Origin of the sequence: Bacteroides sp. 90-K9/2 (genome assembly GCF_047310725.1) — a bacterium.
In the GTDB taxonomy this organism is placed as follows: Bacteria; Bacteroidota; Bacteroidia; order Bacteroidales; family Bacteroidaceae; genus Bacteroides; species Bacteroides vicugnae.
In genome coordinates this window covers 67263-86980 of record NZ_JBCGVL010000007.1, presented here as the reverse complement: position 1 = coordinate 86980, position 19718 = coordinate 67263, and the positions used below count along the sequence as shown (strand labels likewise).

Here is a 19718-nt window from a genome sequence, read left to right as displayed (position 1 = left end):
TAGCTACATTTCACGATACATTAACAATTTCACCAGATTCTTCAGTTCCTTTTTTCTGTCTTCTGCAACAGCTACCGCCGCCAGGCTTTCCATAGCGAGCGTATAATATTCACGCATTTTGCTTTCACAGATATTGCGGATGTTCAACTGATTATAGATTTCAGTTACCGCTTCGATTTTTTCAGAAGGCTGAAAAGCTTCCGCATTCAACCAACGATTCAATTCAGTATGCTGCTTTTCATCCGCACGGTTCAGTGCTTTGATAAGCATATATGTTTTTTTATTGCAGAGGATGTCTCCACCTATCTTCTTCCCGAACACTTCCGGATCACCGTATACATCCAACAAGTCATCCTGCAACTGGAATGCTACTCCGATATGCATTCCAAAATTATATAGATTCTCTGCATCTTCAGCAGTCGCTCCTGCGAGAATTGCACCAATTTTAAGGCTACCCGCAAGCAACACAGCTGTTTTCAAACGAATCATTTCAATATATTCGTCTTCTGTGACGTCACAGCGAGATTCAAATTCCATATCCAGTTGCTGTCCTTCACAGATTTCGAGTGTAGTCAGGCTGAATAAATCCATCACTTCTTTCAGGTGTTCCGGCGGACACCCCGTCATATACCGGAATGCCAGAATCAGCATAGCATCTCCCGAAAGTACAGCAGTATTATCGTTCCAGACCTTGTGTACGGTAGGTTTCCCTCTGCGCACATCCGAACGATCCATCAAATCATCATGTAACAAGGTGTGATTGTGATAAACTTCGATTGCAGTGGCAGGATCGTATATAGACGCAACATCCTCCCGATACAGGTTATATCCCATCAACATTAATACAGGACGTATCCGCTTCCCACCCAGAGAAAGGATATATTCAATCGGTTCATAAAGCCCTTTCGGCGTCCGGGTAAACTGGATTTCAGAGATATGATTATTTATCTTATCGAGTAATTGAGAAGCTGTAAACATGATGAATAAAAAAATGAATGAATAAAAAGAGGCTGCCGAAAGCAGCCTCCCAATTTATAGTGTTACAAATTACTGCAATCTAAACATCACAGGAACCGTAAATTTTACACGTACCGGTTTTCCGCGCTGCATACCTGGTTTCCACTTCGGCATGGTGTTAATCACACGGAGGGCTTCTTTATCCAGATACGGGTCAACGCTACGTACAACCTTCGCATCCACGATACTACCGTCCTTATTAACAACGAACTGTACGATAACACGTCCTTGAGTTCCGTTTTCCTGTGCGATAGTCGGATATTTAATATTTTTTGCCAGATACTGCATCAAAGCTGCTTGTCCGCCCGGGAAGTCCGGCATATTTTCTACAACCTCGAAAATTGTCTGTTCTTCCGGCTCTTCTTCAACAACCTGTACAGGCACGTATTTAACCTCTACACGAGCTTGATTATCTTCATTAATAATAGTTGTTGTTTCTTCAATTTCAGCCTTATCATCCACAATCTCCAGCAATTCTGCTACTTTTGGAGCTTCAGGTGGTGGTGGTGCTGCCTGTTCCGGGGTTTCAGTAATAGGAATGATTTCCTCTTCAAACACAACATCAGCTACTGCCTGGCTTGTATCTATTTTCACGTCACGCTGGGTCCATTCGAACGCCACGAACATGAAAGCTAGAACTACCACGTAACCAACGAGCAGCCATGTAGACTTCTTGCCTTCCAAGTCTGCCTTGGGTGATTTTTTAACTTCCATAAATTTATTAATATAATGATTAAAAAAAAGTGTCTTCCGTGTGTCTCTGGGCAAATATAGTACATTTTCATAGATCCATTCTCCTCTTTATCTCTTTTTTATCCAGCTTTTTAACTTTTTTAATTCTTTCGTACTTGTCTTGCCCCTTTTAACAGCAAACCTATGGTTGATTTTCAAATTTACCGTATCTTTGGCGGACAAATCAGATAAACTGAATATGAAAAAGATAACAATTGCAATCGATGGCTTTTCCTCTTGTGGAAAAAGTACAATGGCCAAAGATCTTGCCCGCGAAGTGGGTTATATTTACATTGACAGCGGAGCCATGTATCGTGCGGTCACTTTATATAGTATAGAAAACGGGATTTTCAACGGAGACGTGATCGATACGGAGAAACTGAAAAATGAAATCAAGAACATTCGTATATCTTTCCAGCTGAATAAGGAAACCGGACGTCCCGACACGTATCTCAACGGCGTGAATGTGGAGAATAAAATCCGTTCGATGGAGGTTTCTTCCAAAGTGAGTCCTATCAGTACGCTTGACTTCGTACGTGAAGAAATGGTGGCGCAGCAACAGACTATGGGAAAGGAAAAGGGAATTGTGATGGATGGCCGGGATATAGGAACCACCGTTTTCCCTGATGCGGAACTGAAAATATTTGTAACCGCTACTCCCGAAATCCGTGCTCAACGCCGTTATGACGAACTGAAAGCAAAAGGACAGGAAGCCAGCTTCGACGAAATTCTGGAAAACGTGAAACAACGGGATTATATCGACCAGAACCGGGAAGTAAGTCCGCTTCGCAAAGCTGAAGATGCCCTGCTTCTGGATAACACCCACTTATCGATTGAAGAGCAAAAGGAATGGCTTTTCAGACAATTTAATAAGGTAAGTAAATAGTTTGCTTTATGATCAAGGTGGAGATAGACGAGGGGTCCGGCTTCTGCTTTGGTGTGGTGACAGCCATTCATAAGGCAGAAGAAGAGTTGGCAAAGGGAGAGACTCTCTATTGTCTCGGAGATATTGTACACAATAGCCGGGAAGTGGAAAGGCTTAAAACGATGGGATTAATCACGATCAACCGGGAAGAATTCAAGCAGCTGAAGAATGCCAAAGTATTGCTTCGCGCACATGGAGAGCCACCGGAAACTTACATGATTGCCCGTGAAAATAATATAGAGATTATCGATGCGACCTGTCCGGTAGTATTACGTTTGCAAAAACGCATCAGACAAGGGTATCTGACAGACAGTGACAAAAAAAAACAAATTGTCATATACGGCAAAAACGGCCATGCTGAAGTATTGGGATTGGTGGGACAAACAGATGGAAAAGCAATTGTCATTGAAAAGGCAGAAGAAGCCAAACAGTTGGATTTAAACAAAAGCATCCGTCTTTTCTCACAGACCACCAAGTCACTGGACGAGTTTCAGGAAATCGTGGAATACTTCAAGCAACATATTTCACCGGAAGCGACTTTCGAATATTATGATACTATCTGTCGTCAGGTTGCCAACCGGATGCCTAAGCTCCGGGAGTTTGCAGCTACACACGATTTGATATTCTTCGTCAGTGGCAAAAAGAGTTCAAACGGAAAAATGCTGTTTGAAGAATGTTTGAAGGTAAATACCAATTCACATTTGATAGATAATGAGAAAGAAATAGATCCTTCTCTCCTTCAAAACGTAAATTCAATTGGCGTATGTGGTGCGACTTCTACTCCTAAATGGCTGATGGAGAAGATTTACAATCACATTCGGACGCTTATCAAAGAATAACAGCTTTATTCTGACAAAGAATAATAGCAAAGCAACATAAGGAAACGGCAAAGTAACACGAATGAATAAAAGGAAAGCAAAAAAAGGTCATTTGAACATTTTTAATGTTTTCTTCTTACGAAAAAAAACTTCATAACCACTGCTTTCAACTTTTTGTTGTACATTTGCCGCGTCAAACTAATTAATGAGAGATTGTTATATGGGAACAGTTAAGTGTATCGGAATTTTGACCTCCGGAGGTGATGCTCCAGGAATGAACGCTGCTATACGTGCAGTGACACGTGCAGCCATCTACAATGGATTGCAAGTTAAAGGTATATACAGAGGATATAAAGGTCTGGTTACAGGTGAAATCAAAGAATTCAAGAGTCAGAATGTGAGTAATATCATCCAGTTGGGTGGTACTATCCTGAAAACAGCCCGTTGTAAAGAGTTCACGACTCCGGAAGGTCGTCAGTTGGCTTATGACAACATGAAAAAAGAAGGCATTGATGCATTGGTTATCATCGGTGGAGACGGCTCACTGACAGGTGCGCGTATCTTTGCACAGGAATTTGATGTTCCATGTATCGGACTGCCGGGAACTATTGACAATGACCTTTACGGTACAGATACGACCATCGGATATGATACTGCATTGAATACCATATTGGATGCCGTAGATAAGATTCGCGACACAGCCACTTCACATGAACGCTTGTTCTTCGTTGAAGTTATGGGACGTGATGCCGGTTTCCTTGCCTTGAACGGAGCTATCGCTTCGGGTGCGGAAGCTGCCATTATTCCGGAATTCAGTACGGAAGTCGACCAACTGGAAGAGTTTATCAAAAACGGATTCCGCAAGTCCAAAAACAGTAGCATTGTATTAGTAGCCGAAAGCGAACTGACAGGAGGAGCCATGCATTATGCCGAACGTGTGAAAAACGAATATCCGCAATATGATGTACGTGTGACGATTTTAGGTCATCTGCAACGTGGTGGTAGTCCTACCGCTCACGACCGTATTCTGGCAAGCCGCCTTGGTGCTGCTGCTATCGATGCCATTATGGAAGATCAACGCAATGTTATGATCGGAATCGAACATGATGAAATCGTTTACGTGCCGTTCAGCAAGGCTATTAAGAATGACAAACCGATCAAGAGAGACCTCGTCACTGTATTGAAAGAGCTTTCGATCTAATTTTTTATTCTAAAGAGTTTATTTATACTGATATATGACGATAAAGAGCTATGAATGATGGAGTAACCCATTTATTCATGGCTCTTTTATTTATATAATATGATAGAGATGAACGCAACTACAACACCAAGTGCGTTCACATATATGAATTCCATCCTCCAGTGCTACTTACCTTTCGCGACAAATATCCATTAAACTACCGTTATACAACTGCAATACTTCCATCATACAGTAACTATTGTTCGATTAGGATGCCGATATAGCTAATTCACCACAGCCGTGGTAGCTTCTTCCCACAGCCGTGAAGAGTTCCTACCACGGCCGTGAGAAGATCTTGTCACGGCCGTGGGAAATTAATGATACCGGTACTTTAATAGAACAATACCGGTATCCCAACGTAACTATACCAGTTTCTTTTCCTATTCCCCCCACTTTATCAGCCTGCAAACAAGCTACCTGATAAGGAGTCAGCACTGACAATAAAAGTATATATGTTTTATTGTCAGCCTATTATCAGCATCTATTGTCAGGGTATATAGAATTGATATTCAACCACTTGAGTGTTATTCTGACAGATTGACAATAAAAAGAGTACAAATCACAATGTATTCTAAACAAAATCGTATGATTTTGCTCAAATCGGAATAGAAATAAAGTAAAGATGCCATTACTGACAATGGCCTACCATTATACAGCCTTTATTTCTTCGTACCTATTAATTGCCTGATGAATTTCCTTATCCATAAATAATAGCCGGTCAGTGGTAATGCAGCCCCAATCAAAGCGGCAATAAAGGCAAGTATGCGGGTAAACATCCCTCCCCAATTACCGACATGTACCGAATAAATCCAGCCGCGAATCTTCCCTGACTTGTCTTGATGTTGATAAAGACTTGTTTCTGTAAATTCACCAGTATCCGTATTAAAAGAATAACGATCAGACGCACGCTGATTTCCAAAGCGGTTGAAAGATACACTTGCCGTACCGGAAGAAACACTGATTTGCTTATATTCCGGATTTTGATACCTTAGTTTATCATACACTTCCTGCCAATAAGCGAATGGCAAAGCCGCAGAATACCGATTACTGTGATCGTTTTCCGGATATTCCTTACTGTCCAACTGCCTCCGTGGATATTCTCCAGCCCCCTGATTTCCGGCATGCTCTCTATCTTTTTTATAATTTCCTGATTGTTCTTTACCATTATGTGGCCTCTCTCCATGTTCTCTATTGTCCTTCCGACCTTTCGGACGCCCACCTCTTTCACCATTTTGTGCATCATTGCCTTCTCTCTTCTTTTCTTGATGTGCCAGTCTGACATCTCCCTTTTGGGGATTACCCTTCTGTTCATGTCCTTGGAGGGTATGCACTTGCATTTCTACCCCGAAGACTTTATAAAAAGCTGTCCGATACCACGGAAAGGACCATGTCAATCCCGTCAATGCCATAGCTAACAGAAAAATCAGGGCGTACATTCCTCCCGCCACGTGCAAGTCATACCAAAATCTTTTCCAACCTTTTGTTGCTGTTATTTTCAGACTGTTTTTCAAAGACTTACGTGTACGAGGCCACCAAATAACGATTCCCGAAATCAAAACAAAAACCAATGACAGTGTACTGACACCTACAATCATCTTACCCCAAAATATTCCATCATTTCCCGGTTTCATACTATCCAACAGCCAGCGGTGCATCCGGAACATAAACGTAAAAAAACTACTGCGCTCACTTTTTCCTTTTACTTCACCCGTGTACTGGTCTACATACAAAGATGCGCGGCGTGGTTTGGAAAGATTGACCTGATAAGTACGCCCGGGATCAGAAGAAATGCTAACACCGGTCACAGATACACTGTCCGGCAATGTCGCTGCCACTTTTTCAAGTAACTTATCGATAGAAATAGGTTCCTCTTTTACTGTTTCTACATAGTAAAGTGCAGGACGGGACAACTCATTTACCTCATTCTCGAATACCAGCATAGCACCGGAGAAACAGATAAGAGTAATTATCAGTCCGAAAGGGACGGAAAGCCACAAATGTATTTGTCTGAAAATTTTCTTCATTGTATTTGGAGTGGTAAAAAGCCAGTCCCTCTAAAAAAGAAGAGAGAGAACCGGCCTTTATCTATTTTTATACTGTTTTATAAACTTGTTTCAGCAGCAGCACCCAGAATCAAATATTGATCTCTAGTTCCGAATGCCGTAAAACGCGGCATAGTAAATTCTGCCGAACGCTTGCCCAATGTACCGTCACTTTTCAGTTCGAAAGAATATGAAACTCCGGCATCACCTTGACGGTATCCCAAACCGTATGCATATTTTTGATTAGGGAAGAGCCAATGAGTTGCAGCATCCGTTTCCGTACTACCACCTTCCACTTTAATAGTTAATACAGCATCCGGATCATTTATTTCCGCTTCTGTTGCCGGAACCAAATAAGAGGCTTCCGAACTTGCAGCAGCAATTACATATTTCTCCAACGTCCCATTATTCATTTTACAAATAGCGGTAATACCTCCGTCAGCCTGAACAGTCGCTCCCTTAGTAGCCTTAGCAGCCGCAGCATCAATAATATAAATGGCGGGTTGTTGAACTGTAGATGAACCCGAAGCAGATTTCTGGAATACGACCGGAATATAGGCTTTACCATTTTCAACATAAACAAATCTTCCCATATCCGCCAATTCTTCAGCAACCGGGAAATCGGTCACCTTAGTTAAAGTTCCGCTTTGAGAATCAAAAATTGCCATCATTTTTGCATCACTCGTAGAGTCATATTTTCCTTCTGTAGCGTACATTCTCAACAAAAATTTAGTACCTGTGATATGCCATACCTGGAAGAAAGAGAGTTTCTTTCCAAATGTAGCATTTGCCGCATCTTCTATATTAAAATAATAAGACTTGTCAAACTCGTTAGTTGTTGTGTTGACACGAAGCACTCCTGCATCAAGAGTCGTTTTATTTTTTTCATTACTTTGACTCTTTGCTACACTGTTTGAGAAGACATACAAATAACCGTCATCTGCCGCACAAATAGTTGGGTAGAATTGAGAACGATAACGTGAAGTTGCATAGCTGATACGATTATCAGTGATGATAGTCGGCTTCTTATCAAAATTATTAATTCCGTCATAAATTCCAATCCAAACTTGATTAGGGTGTACAGTTGCACTTATTGACTTCTCTCCGGTTTCTTCATCTTCCGCAATCAGGTCTTCATATCCCTCTGCTGCTCCCGACTCAATTCCATAATCACTGAAACCCAACGGACACAAGGCTGTATACACTTTATCACCTATGGATTCAAAGCCGGATACGGTAAAATATTCTCCGTTTCCAACCAAATCTTCGGTTACCAGAGTGGAAGTTTTATACTTCTGCTGATCCGAATCAATGAGGGTAAAATTGACCCCATATTTGGGAGAGTCACTACCTGTTCCTTCACCATCGTCTCCCTGATTTCCCGGCTCATCATCACTACAAGACAAAACTGTCAATCCCATAACCATAGACACTGCAAGCATCCATAAAAAATTCTTTCTTACCATTTTTTGTTCCTATTAAAAATTGACTAATATTTAAAGATTAAGCTCAAAGAGCCTGTTCATTTTTTATCTGTTGAAATAATATCTGATTTTCCCATAAAAAGCACGACCGGCTTTCTGTAGACTAAAGTTGTCATAAAGCTTCTCATCTGTAAAGTTCTTACATTCCAGAGAAAAGTTGTAGCGGGAGTTCTTCAGACTATAAACCAAACTAAGATTATGAGAAAACTGACTTGGTACTCCCTTTTTATTGGAAGCCCCATGATTTTCCCAATGGAGAGGAAATTCATGCACATAATAATTATCATACGTTACTGTCAGCAAATTGCCCTTTCCAAAAAGATGATGCGCATAAAAGGAAGCATCTACGTTAGCAAACAAATAAGGAATATTCGGCATCCTTACTTTATAGGTAGTCGATTCACTCCCATTCAATCCGTACCTCTCGTAATCACGCGTGTTCAAATCGGTAAAATTTCCACCGATAGAAAACCATTTAGAATAATTATAGCGTACTTCCGCATTCCAGCCCATTGTCCTTACACGTCCATGGTTCATGTATGCTGCATATTGTGATGAACCTGCCAAAAACGTTCCGGTCAAACGCCGGATAAAGTCCTTCGTATCTCTATACACCAATCCTCCTTCGACATATATAGAATGTCTTCCAAATTCGTGTGAGTAAGACAAGCTCGCATTTACGTTATGACTATGTTCCGGTTTCAATCCTGCATCTCCCAGTTCCATATCATCATCACCAAACAATTCATCAGCTGTAGGAAGGCGTAACGCCTTTTCATACGAAAACTTTGCCTGAAATCCATCCAAAAACAAATACGTAGCAGCTATCCCATAGCCAAAGGCTCCGGTACTACCGGCAGACTCTTCATAACTGACTCTATTATTGGAAGAACTATCATCATTGTTGGTATTTCTCGGCCCACTACTGTACTGGTTATAGTATTTACCAAACACAGAAACATTCCATAAATCCTTATGACTATAACGATAAGAAAGTCCTGTGATATTCTTCCTTGATTTCTTTTCAATTTTGCTATACTGGGCGGCACCCGTAGCATCTGTTATATTAGCAGAAGAAGTAGGTTTACGCTCATACCCCATCAACACATGATTAAGCACGAAAGCATGGCTTTCACCCAAATGATAATTGGCAGTAAAGGTACCGTTCCAGTTATCGGTACTTGATTTATAGTCTTGATAACTCTGCTCGCCCAACTTACCTTTTTTATACCGCATTTGTCCCAGCCAGTTATATTCATAAGTTGCCGTATCAATGTTTTGAGTAATATTACGGTTATAGTTTGCAGTCAGGTTCACATCCAGACCTTTGAGCAATAAGTTTCTTTTCCGGTATTCCACCGAAGGCATAAATGAATGGCCTTTCCGCCGTTTTTGTCCGTATACAATTTCCTGTACAACACCGTTCTGGATTTCCTTATCATTTTGCGAATAGGTAAAGGTAAGCATCAAACGGTCGGCAAACGGTTTATTCACAAGCCCCACTTTACCCACAACAGCCTCATTATGATAAGTGTCGTGAAAGCGTTTCACCCGTTCTATTTTTTCCGAATCCCAGCCGGATACCCAGCCATCTTCATCGACCACTTCATCATAATGTTCCACCGGAGTATCAATCCAATAATTATTATCCGAATAATTCTGAAAAGCATTGATTTCGAATGTAAACCCATTATCAGCCGTATGTCCCACATTCACATACGATTTATGGGTGTTGAAAGATCCATAAGAATATGAAGCATCGACAAATGTACGCCGCTTATTTCCGGTGACAATATTTATCACACCGCCCAAAGCATCCGTACCAAAGCCAACGGGTACCACACCACGATATACTTCGATACGCTCTGCAAAATTAATCGGAATATTATTCAGGCTGAACGAGCCTCCTACTCCATCCTGCGGCACTCCATCAATGAATAACTTGATGTTTTTTCCACTCATTCCATCTAAAGAAAGATTCATATCCGAACCCACCCCGCCTGACTCACGCAACTTCACACCAGGCACCTTCGTTAAAGCACTGGCTAAATCCTGCGTACTATTATGAAGTTTGGTTGCATCAATCGCTACAGCATTAAAAGCTGATTTATTCACTCGGTTCACTCCGGAAGTAGAAATCACCACTTCACTAAGTTCTTTCACATCAGGAGTGATGGTAAAGTTCATCTTTATCCGTTCTCCCCTTCTTAAAATCACTTTTTTTTCTATCGTTTTATATCCCATAGCGGAAACAACTAATGTATATTCGCCACCGGGAGCTTTAATATGATAAAGCCCCTCACGGTTAGTGGCAGAACCGAAACCAGTCCCTTTCAGGTGAACAGTAGCAAAATCAACTATTTCTTTTTCCGTAGATATTATTCGACCCGATATCATGGATCCCCCATGCTGCGAATAAGCTGATAGAGAGAAAATTAACATCAACAACAGTAGACCTGTCATCCTCTTTATTTCACAACAAACAATCTTTTTCACCCGACTCATATTTTTATTTATTCTAAATAAGAATTACATTTGCGGGTGCAAAAGTATATAACAAGCATTAATTATAAAAATCATAAAAATTTGGTATCACCCAAACTTTTCTAATAAATAAGACAAGATGAGAGCAGATCTGGAGTGGTTTAGAACCTTTAAAGCTATATTTGATACGGGAACTATGAGCGACGCTGCCAAAGAGTTGAATATTTCTCAACCTGGCGTCAGTCTGCATTTAAGTTCACTGGAAAATTATATCGGACATCCGTTATTTGAACGTAACACCCGGAAAATGATTCCCAATGAACGAGCAAGAAAGCTATACCGGCAAATATGTTACTCACTCACCAAATTGGAAGAAGTAGAAAACAGTGTCCGCAAGAGAAGTGGAAAAGAGAGAATGACTCTTTGCCTTGGAGTATATTCGGGACTATTTTCTCAACTAATAGCTCCTCATATCGCCGATTTAGATTTTAATCTCATCGTACAATTCGGAGACAACGACAAATTGAGTAAGCTTCTGGAAAGCGGTTCGGTAGACATTATCATCACTTCAATCGAAACGCCCATTCACAATATTTCATATCAAGTTCTCGGAACCTCCGAATTTATCGTCGCTGCAGGAAAAGAAACCGATATCTCTCAATTCCAGCAACTGGATATTGAGAATAAGGGTCAGGTAAGAAAGTGGTTACAATCTCAACTTTGGTACAGCAACGAAAAAAATATATGGGCGCGTTTTTGGAAACTCAATTTCAAAAAAGAGAGCGATTTCGCGCCCAATTATGTGATGCCTGACAAGAATACCATTCTCCGCTGTTTGGAAAAAGGTGTCGGCCTGGCACTTATGCCTCATTCTATCTGCCGGGATTCTATAGAACGAGGAGATATTATATGCCTGTGGAAAGGATATGTAGAGATGAAAAATACACTCTACATCGGACATCGGAAAAACTCAATATTAAGCGATGAGATCCAACAGATCAAAGAAATAATGACAACTGAATTCGAAAAATGTCATAATGAATCATGTCAGCCACTGCGCTAACGACCGTTCCGTCACCTCCCACAACTGCTCTTTCTGCACATGATTCGTGTATTTATCAGACAAGTTTTTCCGGTGGTTATTGACATACAGTTGTCCTGTCACGCCTGCTTCCTTTTCATCCAACAATAAACCGACTGCCGTAGAAGCCCCTTTCTTCGGTTTGCGGATAAAAGGACGAAAAAAAATATCCGTCAACGGATCAAACCACTTATGCATCGTAATGATATTGGTAGAAACAATTCCCGGATCGGCAGCATTGACGGTGATTCCTTTCTCACGAAGTTGCCCGGAGAGTTCGAAAGTAAATAGTAACAAAGCCAGTTTGGTGTTACTGTAAACAGGAATTCTCCAAAAACTCCCCGTTTTTCCTCTGTGAAAGAAATCGGGAAAATCGAGTTTACCAATTGCGTATGTACAAGAAACCATATTGACGATACGCGCTCCACGCACCATCAGCGGAACCAATTTCCGAGTAAGCAGATAAGGTCCCATATAGTTCACACTTACCGTTCGCTCAAACCCATCAGAAGTAGTATGAAAACCTGTTTCCATCGTTCCGGCATTATTCATCAGCAAAGCAATGGAGAGGTTTCTTTCCAAAATCTGGTTGGCAAAAGAAACTACCGATTGCATGGAAGACAAATCAATAGCTATTACTTCCAAATACGGGTTTCCGGTTTCCTTGCTCAAATGTTCGCGGACAATCTCCGCTTTCTTCGGATTATAACATGCCATTATGATTCGATAACCGGCTTTGGCTACGGCACGTGTTATTTCTGTCCCCATTCCTCCGTCCGCACCGGTGATAATCGCCCATTTCATTTCACTCATTTTTTCTCCAATTTATCAATCTCCTTTTGTAAAGACAAAGGGATTTGTTCTTTCAAATGTTGATGACAAGCCATTTCTATCGTATACATACGACCGATGCAATAATTACTGTGTCCACAGCTACAGCGTGCTTGTTCCTCCTTTTTCATCCGATTCACAAATCCCGGTTCGTTGAGCAAAGCTCTCGCCATCTGTACGGCATCAAAACCGGAATCGAGCACTTCATCTATTTTCTTACGAGAAACAAGACCGCCGACATAAATCAGCGGCGCATTCGGAAGAGCTGCCCGGAATTTCAGTGCATCTTCAAGGAAATATGCTTCTTTGAAAGGTACAGAGGGGATCATCCATTTACCAAACATACGGACTCCGTATTTCAGCCACCAGCAATTCATATAGTAAGACATCGAACGGATTGGCATGGCACCCCGCATCACATACATCGGTGCACGGCTCACAAAGCCTCCACTCAACACCAATCCATGAACGCCATGTTCCAATAGACGTTTAGCCACTTGTATCGATTCGTCAATCTCCATGCCTCCTTTGAAACCGTCACGCATATTCATTTTTACCAAAACGGCCATATCATTGCCTGCCGCTTTCATCACTTCTTCCATCACCAGGTCCATAAAACGCATCCGGTTTTCGAGCGAACCACCATATTCATCTTTCCGATGATTGGTATATGGAGAAAGGAACTGGCTAATCAAATAACCATGTCCTGCATGCACTTCAACAGCGTCAAATCCTGCTTCTCTCGCCAGATTGACGGCATTTCCATACGCTTGTGCCATTTCCGGCAACTCCTCCTTTTTCATTCCACGCACAAACGTAGGAGAGTAAAGATTAAAACCCGAAGATGCGGATATAGGAGTGACACCACAAATATTTCGATGGGACATATTCCCACAATGTCCGATTTGTATACCCACTGCTGCACCTTCATCGTGCACAGCTTTTGTCAATTCATGCAAACGGGGAATAATAGACGGACGCAACCACAACTGACGGTCGAAAGAAAGTCCGCTTTGCGTCACAGCCGCATAAGCCACTGTTGTCATACCCACTCCTCCCGCAGCTACCGAACGATGGTAATCCAGCAACATCTGCGTAGGAGTATTCTCCGGACACATGCTCTCAAAAGCTGCCGAACGGATTGTTCGATTCCGCAACGTCAAAGGACCAAAGGTGACCGGACTAAAAAGTTTAGATTCCATAGTAGTATATTTATTGAGTCATATTTAAGTCGTAATGAAAAATGCCCTAATACCTAATAAAGGAAAGGGAACACTCGTTTCCGTTCTCCCACTGCATCGCCGAATTCTTCGCGATAACGGCACCAGATGGCATTGGCACGAGGAACAAGGTTAGCAATCGTCCACCAAAGGAAAACAAGTCCGGAAAGTGAACAGGTGAGTATCGCCCATCCTGCCCATTCCACTATTTCACCGAAATAGTTGGCGGAAGTGACATAACGGTACATACCTTTTTGAGGCAGATAGTGCCGGGTATCTCCCGGTTTGCGCAAGTGCCGGATGATATAATCCGAATGCCAGTTCGTCAGCATACCTGTGAAAAAAAGCAGTGTGCCTATAATAAACCACGGTGAAGCGAACCAACCGGATTGATACATCGTTTCGGGAGCAAGATAAAAGATCCATTTACCTTGCATATAGCCATTCAGTAAATTAAAAAGAATACCCATCGACATGATTGACAGCGGCATCTTACTTTTCCCCGTCAGTAGCAGGGGAAAAATGAAAGCACGTTGAAAGTAATGAATCTGGAAGAACAGGAAAAAAGTGAAGATTACCGGTTCAAACCGACGCTCGGAATATATCCACATTACACACATCACTAGAAAAACGGGAGCTTCCATCCATATCCAGGCTAGTTTATTGGATATAGCTACGCCCCACGATGCCGTACGGAAAATGCCATATCCGGCTTTCACAAAGTAAAGGGCGATAAAAACAACCAGGGCAATCAGGCTCATCACGCCCAGAAACAGATTAAAAGCAGCTATATTCATGTCGATCTTTTTTTGTAACACGCAAAAATAACAAAAATGAAACGAATGACGGTACAAAAAATAGAAAGAATCTGAAATACATTCCTTTAAGAACATAAAAAACAGCATTCCCGAACGCATACCTGAAATTACGAGGCATACATCCGGGCTCACTTATATATTCAATAAAAGGATTTGTTTTTATCAGCGTTTCTTGATTGGAATATAAGGCAAATCATCAAGTACATTCTTATAAGCCGGGCGGATAATTCGTTTACCTTCGAAGGTCAATTCTTCATTACGGTGTGCACACCAGCCTACGATACGTGCCATAGCAAACAGAGGAGTGAAGATTTCCTGCGGCAAGCCGATCATTTCATACACGAAGCCTGAATAGAAGTCGATATTGCTGGATACTGTCTTTCCGTTGTTTTTAACACGTCCGAAAGTAGCGATGGCTCGTTCTTCCAACAGTTCGAGGAAAGCAAATTCACTTTCTCTTCCTTTTTCACGGGCAAGGTCACGAGCCAATTCTTTCAACAGAAGAGCACGGGGATCGGAGATTGTATAAACGGCGTGTCCTATACCGTAGATCAATCCGCTCTTATTATATACTTCCTTATTCAACATTCGGGTGAAATAAGTGTCTATCTCATCCACACTTGTCCAGTCTTTAATATTCTCTTTCAGATGCTGGAACATATCGGCAACCTGAATATTTGCACCTCCATGAAGCGGGCCTTTCAATGAACCGATACCTGCGGCGATGGCCGAATAAGTATCCGTTCCGGTGGAAGAAGTAACGCGAACAGTGAAAGTGGAGTTGTTACCGCCCCCATGTTCTGCCTGAAGAATCAGCAACAAATCGAGGGTACGAGCATCAAGTTCGGTATAATTTCTTTTCAACATGTACAGGAAGTTCTCGGCAATAGAGAGTTTTTCCTGCGGATGGCGGATATGCAGAGAACGTCCGAAAGTAGCATGGCGAAGCATATTGTACGCATAAGCAATGATAGTGGGAAATTTCGAAATCAGTTCAATACTCTGACGCATCAGGTTATCCCGGGAAGTATCATCCGCATTCGCATCAAAACGGTACATTTCAAGCACACTGCGTGAAAGAATATTCATGATGTTGTTTCCTTCCAACTCTATGATATTCATTTTTGTTTTCTGCTCCAACGGCATATTGTCGTTAATCAATTCACGGAAAGAAAGCAATTCTTCTTTATCCGGCAGACGTCCGGAAAGCAACAGGTAAGCCACTTCTTCAAAACCGAAACGTTTCTCTTTGATAATGGCATGCGAAATATCTTCCACATCATAACCACGATAGAATAATTTTCCCGGTATCGGTTTCAATCCACCACCCGGAATACGTTCATAGCCTACTACATTACCGATTTTGGTTAAACCTACCAATACACCTGTGCCATCTTCATTACGCAATCCGCGTTTCACATCAAACTTTGGGAACAATTCATTATCAATCCGGGTAGCTTCCTTCATCTCCTCGGAAAGTTTGTAAATCAGGTACTCTTTTTTCATCTTTCTTCGTTTTTTATTCGTTACTTTTGTTTTTCAATTCTTTCCACGATCTCACGAGTGAAAGCGGAAGTAGAGAGGGAGGTTCCATTCGGCATAAAACGAGCCAAATCGTGTGTAGCGCGAGCGTCCAGGAAGCTTTGTTCCAAGGCTTTCTCTATCAGAGCAGCCGCTTCTTTCCAATCAAAATATTCGAGCATCATTACGGCCGAAAGTATAATAGAACAAGGGTTCACCACATCTTTTCCCGCAATATTGGGAGCTGTTCCATGAGTCGCTTCAAAAATGGCATGTCCTGTTTGATAGTTGATATTTGCTCCCGGAGCAATACCGATACCGCCTACCATGGCCGCCAGTTGGTCGGAAACATAGTCTCCATTCAGATTCAAGGTAGCTATCACGGAATATTCTTCGGGAATCAGGAGTGTATTTTGCAAAAAAGCATCGGCAATGCAATCTTTTATCACCAGTCTGCCATCTGCCAAAGCATCGGCAAATTCACGCTGTGCCAGCTCGTAACCCCATTTCTTGAAGCCACCTTCCGTGAACTTCATGATATTTCCTTTATGCACCAGCGTTACAGAAGGTAAATGATGGTCGAGTGCATACTGGCAGGCAGCACGTACCAAACGTTCGGTACCCTCACGTGATACAGGTTTCACACCGAAAGAAGAGGTTTCCGGGAAACGGACTTTTGTTACTCCCATTTCGTCTTTCAGGAATTTATAGAACTTTTCAGCTTCCGGAGTACCGGCTTCCCACTCGATACCTGCGTAGATATCTTCCGTATTTTCACGGAACACGCACATGTTCACTTTTTCAGGTGATTTGACAGGCGACTGTACTCCCTGATACCAACGAACCGGACGAAGACAGACATATAAATCAAGTGTCTGACGCAGCGCTACATTCAACGACCGGATTCCACCTCCGACAGGAGTTGTCAACGGGCCTTTGATTCCTATCAGATATTCCTGAAAGGTTTCCATTGTTTCATCCGGCAACCAGGAACCTGTTGCATGGAAGGCACGTTCTCCAGCCAACACTTCTTTCCATTCGATCCGACGTTTGCCGCCATAAGCTTTCCGGATAGCTGCGTCCACTACGGCTTGCATGGCAGGAGTCACTTCCGCTCCTACTCCATCGCCGGTAATATAAGGTACGGTAGGCACATCGGGCACCAGCAACGTACCATCTGCTTGCATGGTTATCTTGCTCATATTTTATCTTGCATTTAAAGCAGAGCCGGCACGGAACCAGGCTATCTGCTGTTCATTATAGGTATGCTGTACTTCAAAACTTTCTTTCGTTCCGTCTTCGTGATGAAGAACAATCGTCAAATTGCGACCCGGTGCGAAATGGACTAAACCTACTACTGACAAAAGATCGTGTTCCTGAACCTTGTCATAGTCTGCCTTGTCTACAAAAGTAAGAGCAAGCATTCCCTGCTTTTTCAGATTCGTTTCGTGGATACGGGCAAAACTCTTAGCCAGAATGACACGCACATTGAGAAAGCGCGGTTCCATGGCTGCATGTTCACGGCTGGAACCTTCTCCATAATTCTCTTCGGCAACAACTATAGACGAAATACCTTCAGACTTATACATTTTTGCCGTACCGGAAACTGTTCCATAAGTATTTGTTGAACGGTTCCAAACGCTGTTCGTTTCACCGTTGAAAGCATTGACAGCTCCCATCAGCATATTGTCGGAAATATTCTCCAAATGTCCCCGGAAGCGGAGCCACGGACCTGCCATAGAGATATGGTCGGTAGTACATTTTCCTTGTGCTTTAATCAGTAAAGGCATATTCAGTAAATCCTGTCCGTCCCATGCCGGGAAAGGCGTCAAGAGCTGGAGACGTTGAGAATCAGGCTTCACCTTGATTTCCGTTTTTGCTCCGTGTGGGGCAATATACCCCTCGTTTCCGGATGTAAAACCTTTCAAAGGAAGTTCATCTCCTACTGGTTCGGATAGTTTCACCTTTTCTCCGTCATGATTCACCAGTCTGTCTTTCAACGGATTGAAGCAGAGATCGCCAGCAATCGTTAATGCCATTGTCAGTTCCGGAGAAGCTACAAACGCATAGGTATTCGGATTACCGTCAGCACGTTTGGCAAAGTTACGGTTGAAAGAAGTAACGATTGAATTTTTCCGTGTCGGATCGTCCGTCTCGCGTTTCCATTGACCGATACAAGGGCCACAGGCATTTGCCATAATCGTGGCACCCAACTGTTCAAAAGCTTCAATCATCCCATCTCTTTCGGCAGTAGCCCGAATTTGTTCCGAACCCGGATTGATGATTAACGGAGCAGCGACACTCAAGTTCTTTTCAGTGACCTGTTTCGCCAAAGAAGCTACACGACTCAAATCCTGATAAGAAGAATTGGTACATGAACCGATCAAGCCCACCTCCATTTTGCGGGGGTAGCCGTTCAATAACACTTTTTCTGCAAATTCGGAAATAGGAGTAGCGGCATCCGGTGTAAACGGTCCGTTTATATAAGGTTCGAGTTCCGACAAGTCTATTTCAATCACACGGTCGTAATAGTTGGATGGTTCGTCGGTCACTACATCATCCGCACGAAGATCGGCATCGACAGCCTCCGCCCAATCGACCACACAATCTCTTCCGGTAGCCCTCAAATAGGCAGCCATGCGCCCGTCAAACGGGAACAGAGAGGTAGTAGCCCCTACTTCGGCACCCATATTACAAATGGTAGCTTTCCCGGTAGCAGAAAGGGATTCGGTTCCAGGACCAAAATATTCGATAATAGCATTTGTTCCTCCTTTTACGGTAAGGATGCCGGCCAGTTTCAGGATTACATCTTTCGGAGATGTCCAGCCACTTAGTTTTCCGGTCAGACGAACACCGATAATCTTCGGCATTTTCAGTTCCCATTCCATTCCTGTCATCACATCCACAGCATCCGCGCCACCAACACCGATAGCTACCATGCCCAGTCCGCCTGCATTAGGAGTGTGGGAATCCGTTCCTACCATCATACCGCCGGGGAAAGCATAGTTTTCGAGTACTACCTGATGGATAATACCTGCTCCCGGTTTCCAGAAACCGATGCCGTAACGGGAAGATACATCGCGAAGGAAGTCGTATACTTCTTCATTGGTCAATCTTGCCGTAGCAATATCCGCCTTTGCACCTTTGTACGCCTGTATCAAGTGATCGCAATGTACTGTTGAGGGCACAGCCACCTGATCCTTACCTGCATTCATAAATTGAAGCAATGCCATCTGCGCAGTCGCATCCTGCATAGCTACACGGTCGGGACGGAAGTTCACATAATCTTCTCCCCGTTTGTAATCTTTTAAATCGGCTACATCATACAGATGAGCATACAAAATCTTCTCGGCCAACGTCAAGGGGCGTTTCAATATAGCCCGTACGTGTTCTACCTTTCCTTTATAAGCAGCGTAGAAAGCTTCTAACATAGTCACATCATATACCATATTGTTTTATCTTTTATGAGTCTATCTATAAAAATAACGAACGGCGTTCGAGTAAT

15 protein-coding genes are annotated in these 19718 nt (G+C 42.6%); 4 read left to right on the top strand and 11 right to left on the bottom strand.

Annotation, left to right across the window (positions count from 1 at the left end):
* Positions 1 to 3: 3 nt before the first annotated feature.
* Positions 4 to 978: a polyprenyl synthetase family protein gene (locus tag AAHJ11_RS16215; RefSeq protein WP_122136863.1), complete on the bottom strand. Its 975-nt coding sequence runs from the start codon at positions 976 to 978 to the stop codon at positions 4 to 6.
* Positions 979 to 1047: 69 nt separating this feature from the next.
* A complete protein-coding gene (locus tag AAHJ11_RS16210) occupies positions 1048 to 1731 on the bottom strand; it encodes an energy transducer TonB (RefSeq protein WP_148365127.1) in 684 nt (227 codons plus the stop codon).
* 217 nt (positions 1732 to 1948) lie between these two features.
* Here AAHJ11_RS16210 and cmk point away from each other — a divergent pair, with 217 nt between their 5' ends.
* The 3 genes from cmk to pfkA all read left to right on the top strand — a co-directional run bounded on the left by cmk (position 1949) and on the right by pfkA (position 4693).
* Entirely contained in the window at positions 1949 to 2635 is a 687-nt protein-coding gene (gene cmk / locus AAHJ11_RS16205; protein WP_148365128.1) for a (d)CMP kinase, read from the top strand.
* An 8-nt stretch (positions 2636 to 2643) separates the two neighbouring features.
* Entirely contained in the window at positions 2644 to 3513 is an 870-nt protein-coding gene (locus AAHJ11_RS16200; protein WP_148365129.1) for a 4-hydroxy-3-methylbut-2-enyl diphosphate reductase, read from the top strand.
* Between the two features lie 199 nt (positions 3514 to 3712).
* Positions 3713 to 4693, top strand: coding sequence for a 6-phosphofructokinase (pfkA, locus tag AAHJ11_RS16195; protein WP_004297914.1), 981 nt, complete (start codon positions 3713 to 3715; stop codon positions 4691 to 4693).
* A gap of 698 nt (positions 4694 to 5391) precedes the next feature.
* Here the strand turns inward: pfkA and AAHJ11_RS16190 are convergent.
* The 3 genes from AAHJ11_RS16190 to AAHJ11_RS16180 form a co-directional block, all read right to left on the bottom strand.
* Entirely contained in the window at positions 5392 to 6756 is a 1365-nt protein-coding gene (locus tag AAHJ11_RS16190; protein WP_413579833.1) for a PepSY-associated TM helix domain-containing protein, read from the bottom strand.
* 77 nt (positions 6757 to 6833) lie between these two features.
* On the bottom strand, positions 6834 to 8240 hold the full coding sequence (locus AAHJ11_RS16185; RefSeq protein WP_258981700.1) for a DUF4374 domain-containing protein: 1407 nt from the start codon (positions 8238 to 8240) through the stop codon (positions 6834 to 6836).
* Positions 8241 to 8303: 63 nt separating this feature from the next.
* A complete protein-coding gene (locus tag AAHJ11_RS16180; protein ID WP_413579831.1) occupies positions 8304 to 10721 on the bottom strand; it encodes a TonB-dependent receptor domain-containing protein in 2418 nt (805 codons plus the stop codon).
* 160 nt (positions 10722 to 10881) lie between these two features.
* Between AAHJ11_RS16180 and AAHJ11_RS16175 the strand changes: the two genes are divergently transcribed.
* Positions 10882 to 11805 (top strand): LysR family transcriptional regulator, encoded by a 924-nt coding sequence (locus tag AAHJ11_RS16175; RefSeq protein ID WP_413579830.1) that lies wholly within the window; start codon positions 10882 to 10884, stop codon positions 11803 to 11805.
* On the opposite strand, the gene AAHJ11_RS16170 is transcribed toward AAHJ11_RS16175, so the two are convergent.
* The 6 genes from AAHJ11_RS16170 to AAHJ11_RS16145 form a co-directional block, all read right to left on the bottom strand.
* The gene (locus tag AAHJ11_RS16170; RefSeq protein WP_148365134.1) at positions 11785 to 12636 is read right to left on the bottom strand and encodes an SDR family oxidoreductase; all 852 of its coding nucleotides are present in this window, start codon (positions 12634 to 12636) and stop codon (positions 11785 to 11787) included. The genes AAHJ11_RS16175 and AAHJ11_RS16170 overlap by 21 nt on opposite strands.
* On the bottom strand, positions 12633 to 13856 hold the full coding sequence (locus AAHJ11_RS16165; RefSeq protein WP_413579828.1) for an NADH:flavin oxidoreductase: 1224 nt from the start codon (positions 13854 to 13856) through the stop codon (positions 12633 to 12635). Before AAHJ11_RS16165 ends, AAHJ11_RS16170 begins: the two co-directional genes overlap by 4 nt.
* A gap of 53 nt (positions 13857 to 13909) precedes the next feature.
* Positions 13910 to 14671, bottom strand: coding sequence for a DUF1295 domain-containing protein (locus AAHJ11_RS16160; RefSeq protein ID WP_074557642.1), 762 nt, complete (start codon positions 14669 to 14671; stop codon positions 13910 to 13912).
* A 183-nt stretch (positions 14672 to 14854) separates the two neighbouring features.
* Entirely contained in the window at positions 14855 to 16198 is a 1344-nt protein-coding gene (locus AAHJ11_RS16155) for a citrate/2-methylcitrate synthase (RefSeq protein WP_148365136.1), read from the bottom strand.
* 20 nt (positions 16199 to 16218) lie between these two features.
* The gene (gene icd / locus AAHJ11_RS16150; protein WP_148365137.1) at positions 16219 to 17415 is read right to left on the bottom strand and encodes an NADP-dependent isocitrate dehydrogenase; all 1197 of its coding nucleotides are present in this window, start codon (positions 17413 to 17415) and stop codon (positions 16219 to 16221) included.
* A 3-nt stretch (positions 17416 to 17418) separates the two neighbouring features.
* Positions 17419 to 19662 (bottom strand): aconitate hydratase, encoded by a 2244-nt coding sequence (locus AAHJ11_RS16145; protein WP_320975159.1) that lies wholly within the window; start codon positions 19660 to 19662, stop codon positions 17419 to 17421.
* Positions 19663 to 19718 lie beyond the last annotated feature (56 nt).

Bases quoted from the DNA above. Each gene is read 5' to 3' on its own strand.
- AAHJ11_RS16155 (WP_148365136.1), bottom strand. From the start codon at position 16,198: ATGAAAAAAGAGTACCTGATTTACAAACTTTCCGAGGAGATGAAGGAA.
- AAHJ11_RS16210 (WP_148365127.1), bottom strand. From the start codon at position 1,731: ATGGAAGTTAAAAAATCACCCAAGGCAGACTTGGAAGGCAAGAAGTCT.
- AAHJ11_RS16200 (WP_148365129.1), top strand. From the start codon at position 2,644: ATGATCAAGGTGGAGATAGACGAGGGGTCCGGCTTCTGCTTTGGTGTG.
- AAHJ11_RS16165 (WP_413579828.1), bottom strand. From the start codon at position 13,856: ATGGAATCTAAACTTTTTAGTCCGGTCACCTTTGGTCCTTTGACGTTG.
- pfkA (WP_004297914.1), top strand. From the start codon at position 3,713: ATGGGAACAGTTAAGTGTATCGGAATTTTGACCTCCGGAGGTGATGCT.
- icd (WP_148365137.1), bottom strand. From the start codon at position 17,415: ATGAGCAAGATAACCATGCAAGCAGATGGTACGTTGCTGGTGCCCGAT.
- AAHJ11_RS16170 (WP_148365134.1), bottom strand. From the start codon at position 12,636: ATGAGTGAAATGAAATGGGCGATTATCACCGGTGCGGACGGAGGAATG.
- AAHJ11_RS16190 (WP_413579833.1), bottom strand. From the start codon at position 6,756: ATGAAGAAAATTTTCAGACAAATACATTTGTGGCTTTCCGTCCCTTTC.
- cmk (WP_148365128.1), top strand. From the start codon at position 1,949: ATGAAAAAGATAACAATTGCAATCGATGGCTTTTCCTCTTGTGGAAAA.
- AAHJ11_RS16160 (WP_074557642.1), bottom strand. From the start codon at position 14,671: ATGAATATAGCTGCTTTTAATCTGTTTCTGGGCGTGATGAGCCTGATT.
- AAHJ11_RS16215 (WP_122136863.1), bottom strand. From the start codon at position 978: ATGTTTACAGCTTCTCAATTACTCGATAAGATAAATAATCATATCTCT.
- AAHJ11_RS16145 (WP_320975159.1), bottom strand. From the start codon at position 19,662: ATGGTATATGATGTGACTATGTTAGAAGCTTTCTACGCTGCTTATAAA.
- AAHJ11_RS16185 (WP_258981700.1), bottom strand. From the start codon at position 8,240: ATGGTAAGAAAGAATTTTTTATGGATGCTTGCAGTGTCTATGGTTATG.
- AAHJ11_RS16180 (WP_413579831.1), bottom strand. From the start codon at position 10,721: ATGACAGGTCTACTGTTGTTGATGTTAATTTTCTCTCTATCAGCTTAT.
- AAHJ11_RS16175 (WP_413579830.1), top strand. From the start codon at position 10,882: ATGAGAGCAGATCTGGAGTGGTTTAGAACCTTTAAAGCTATATTTGAT.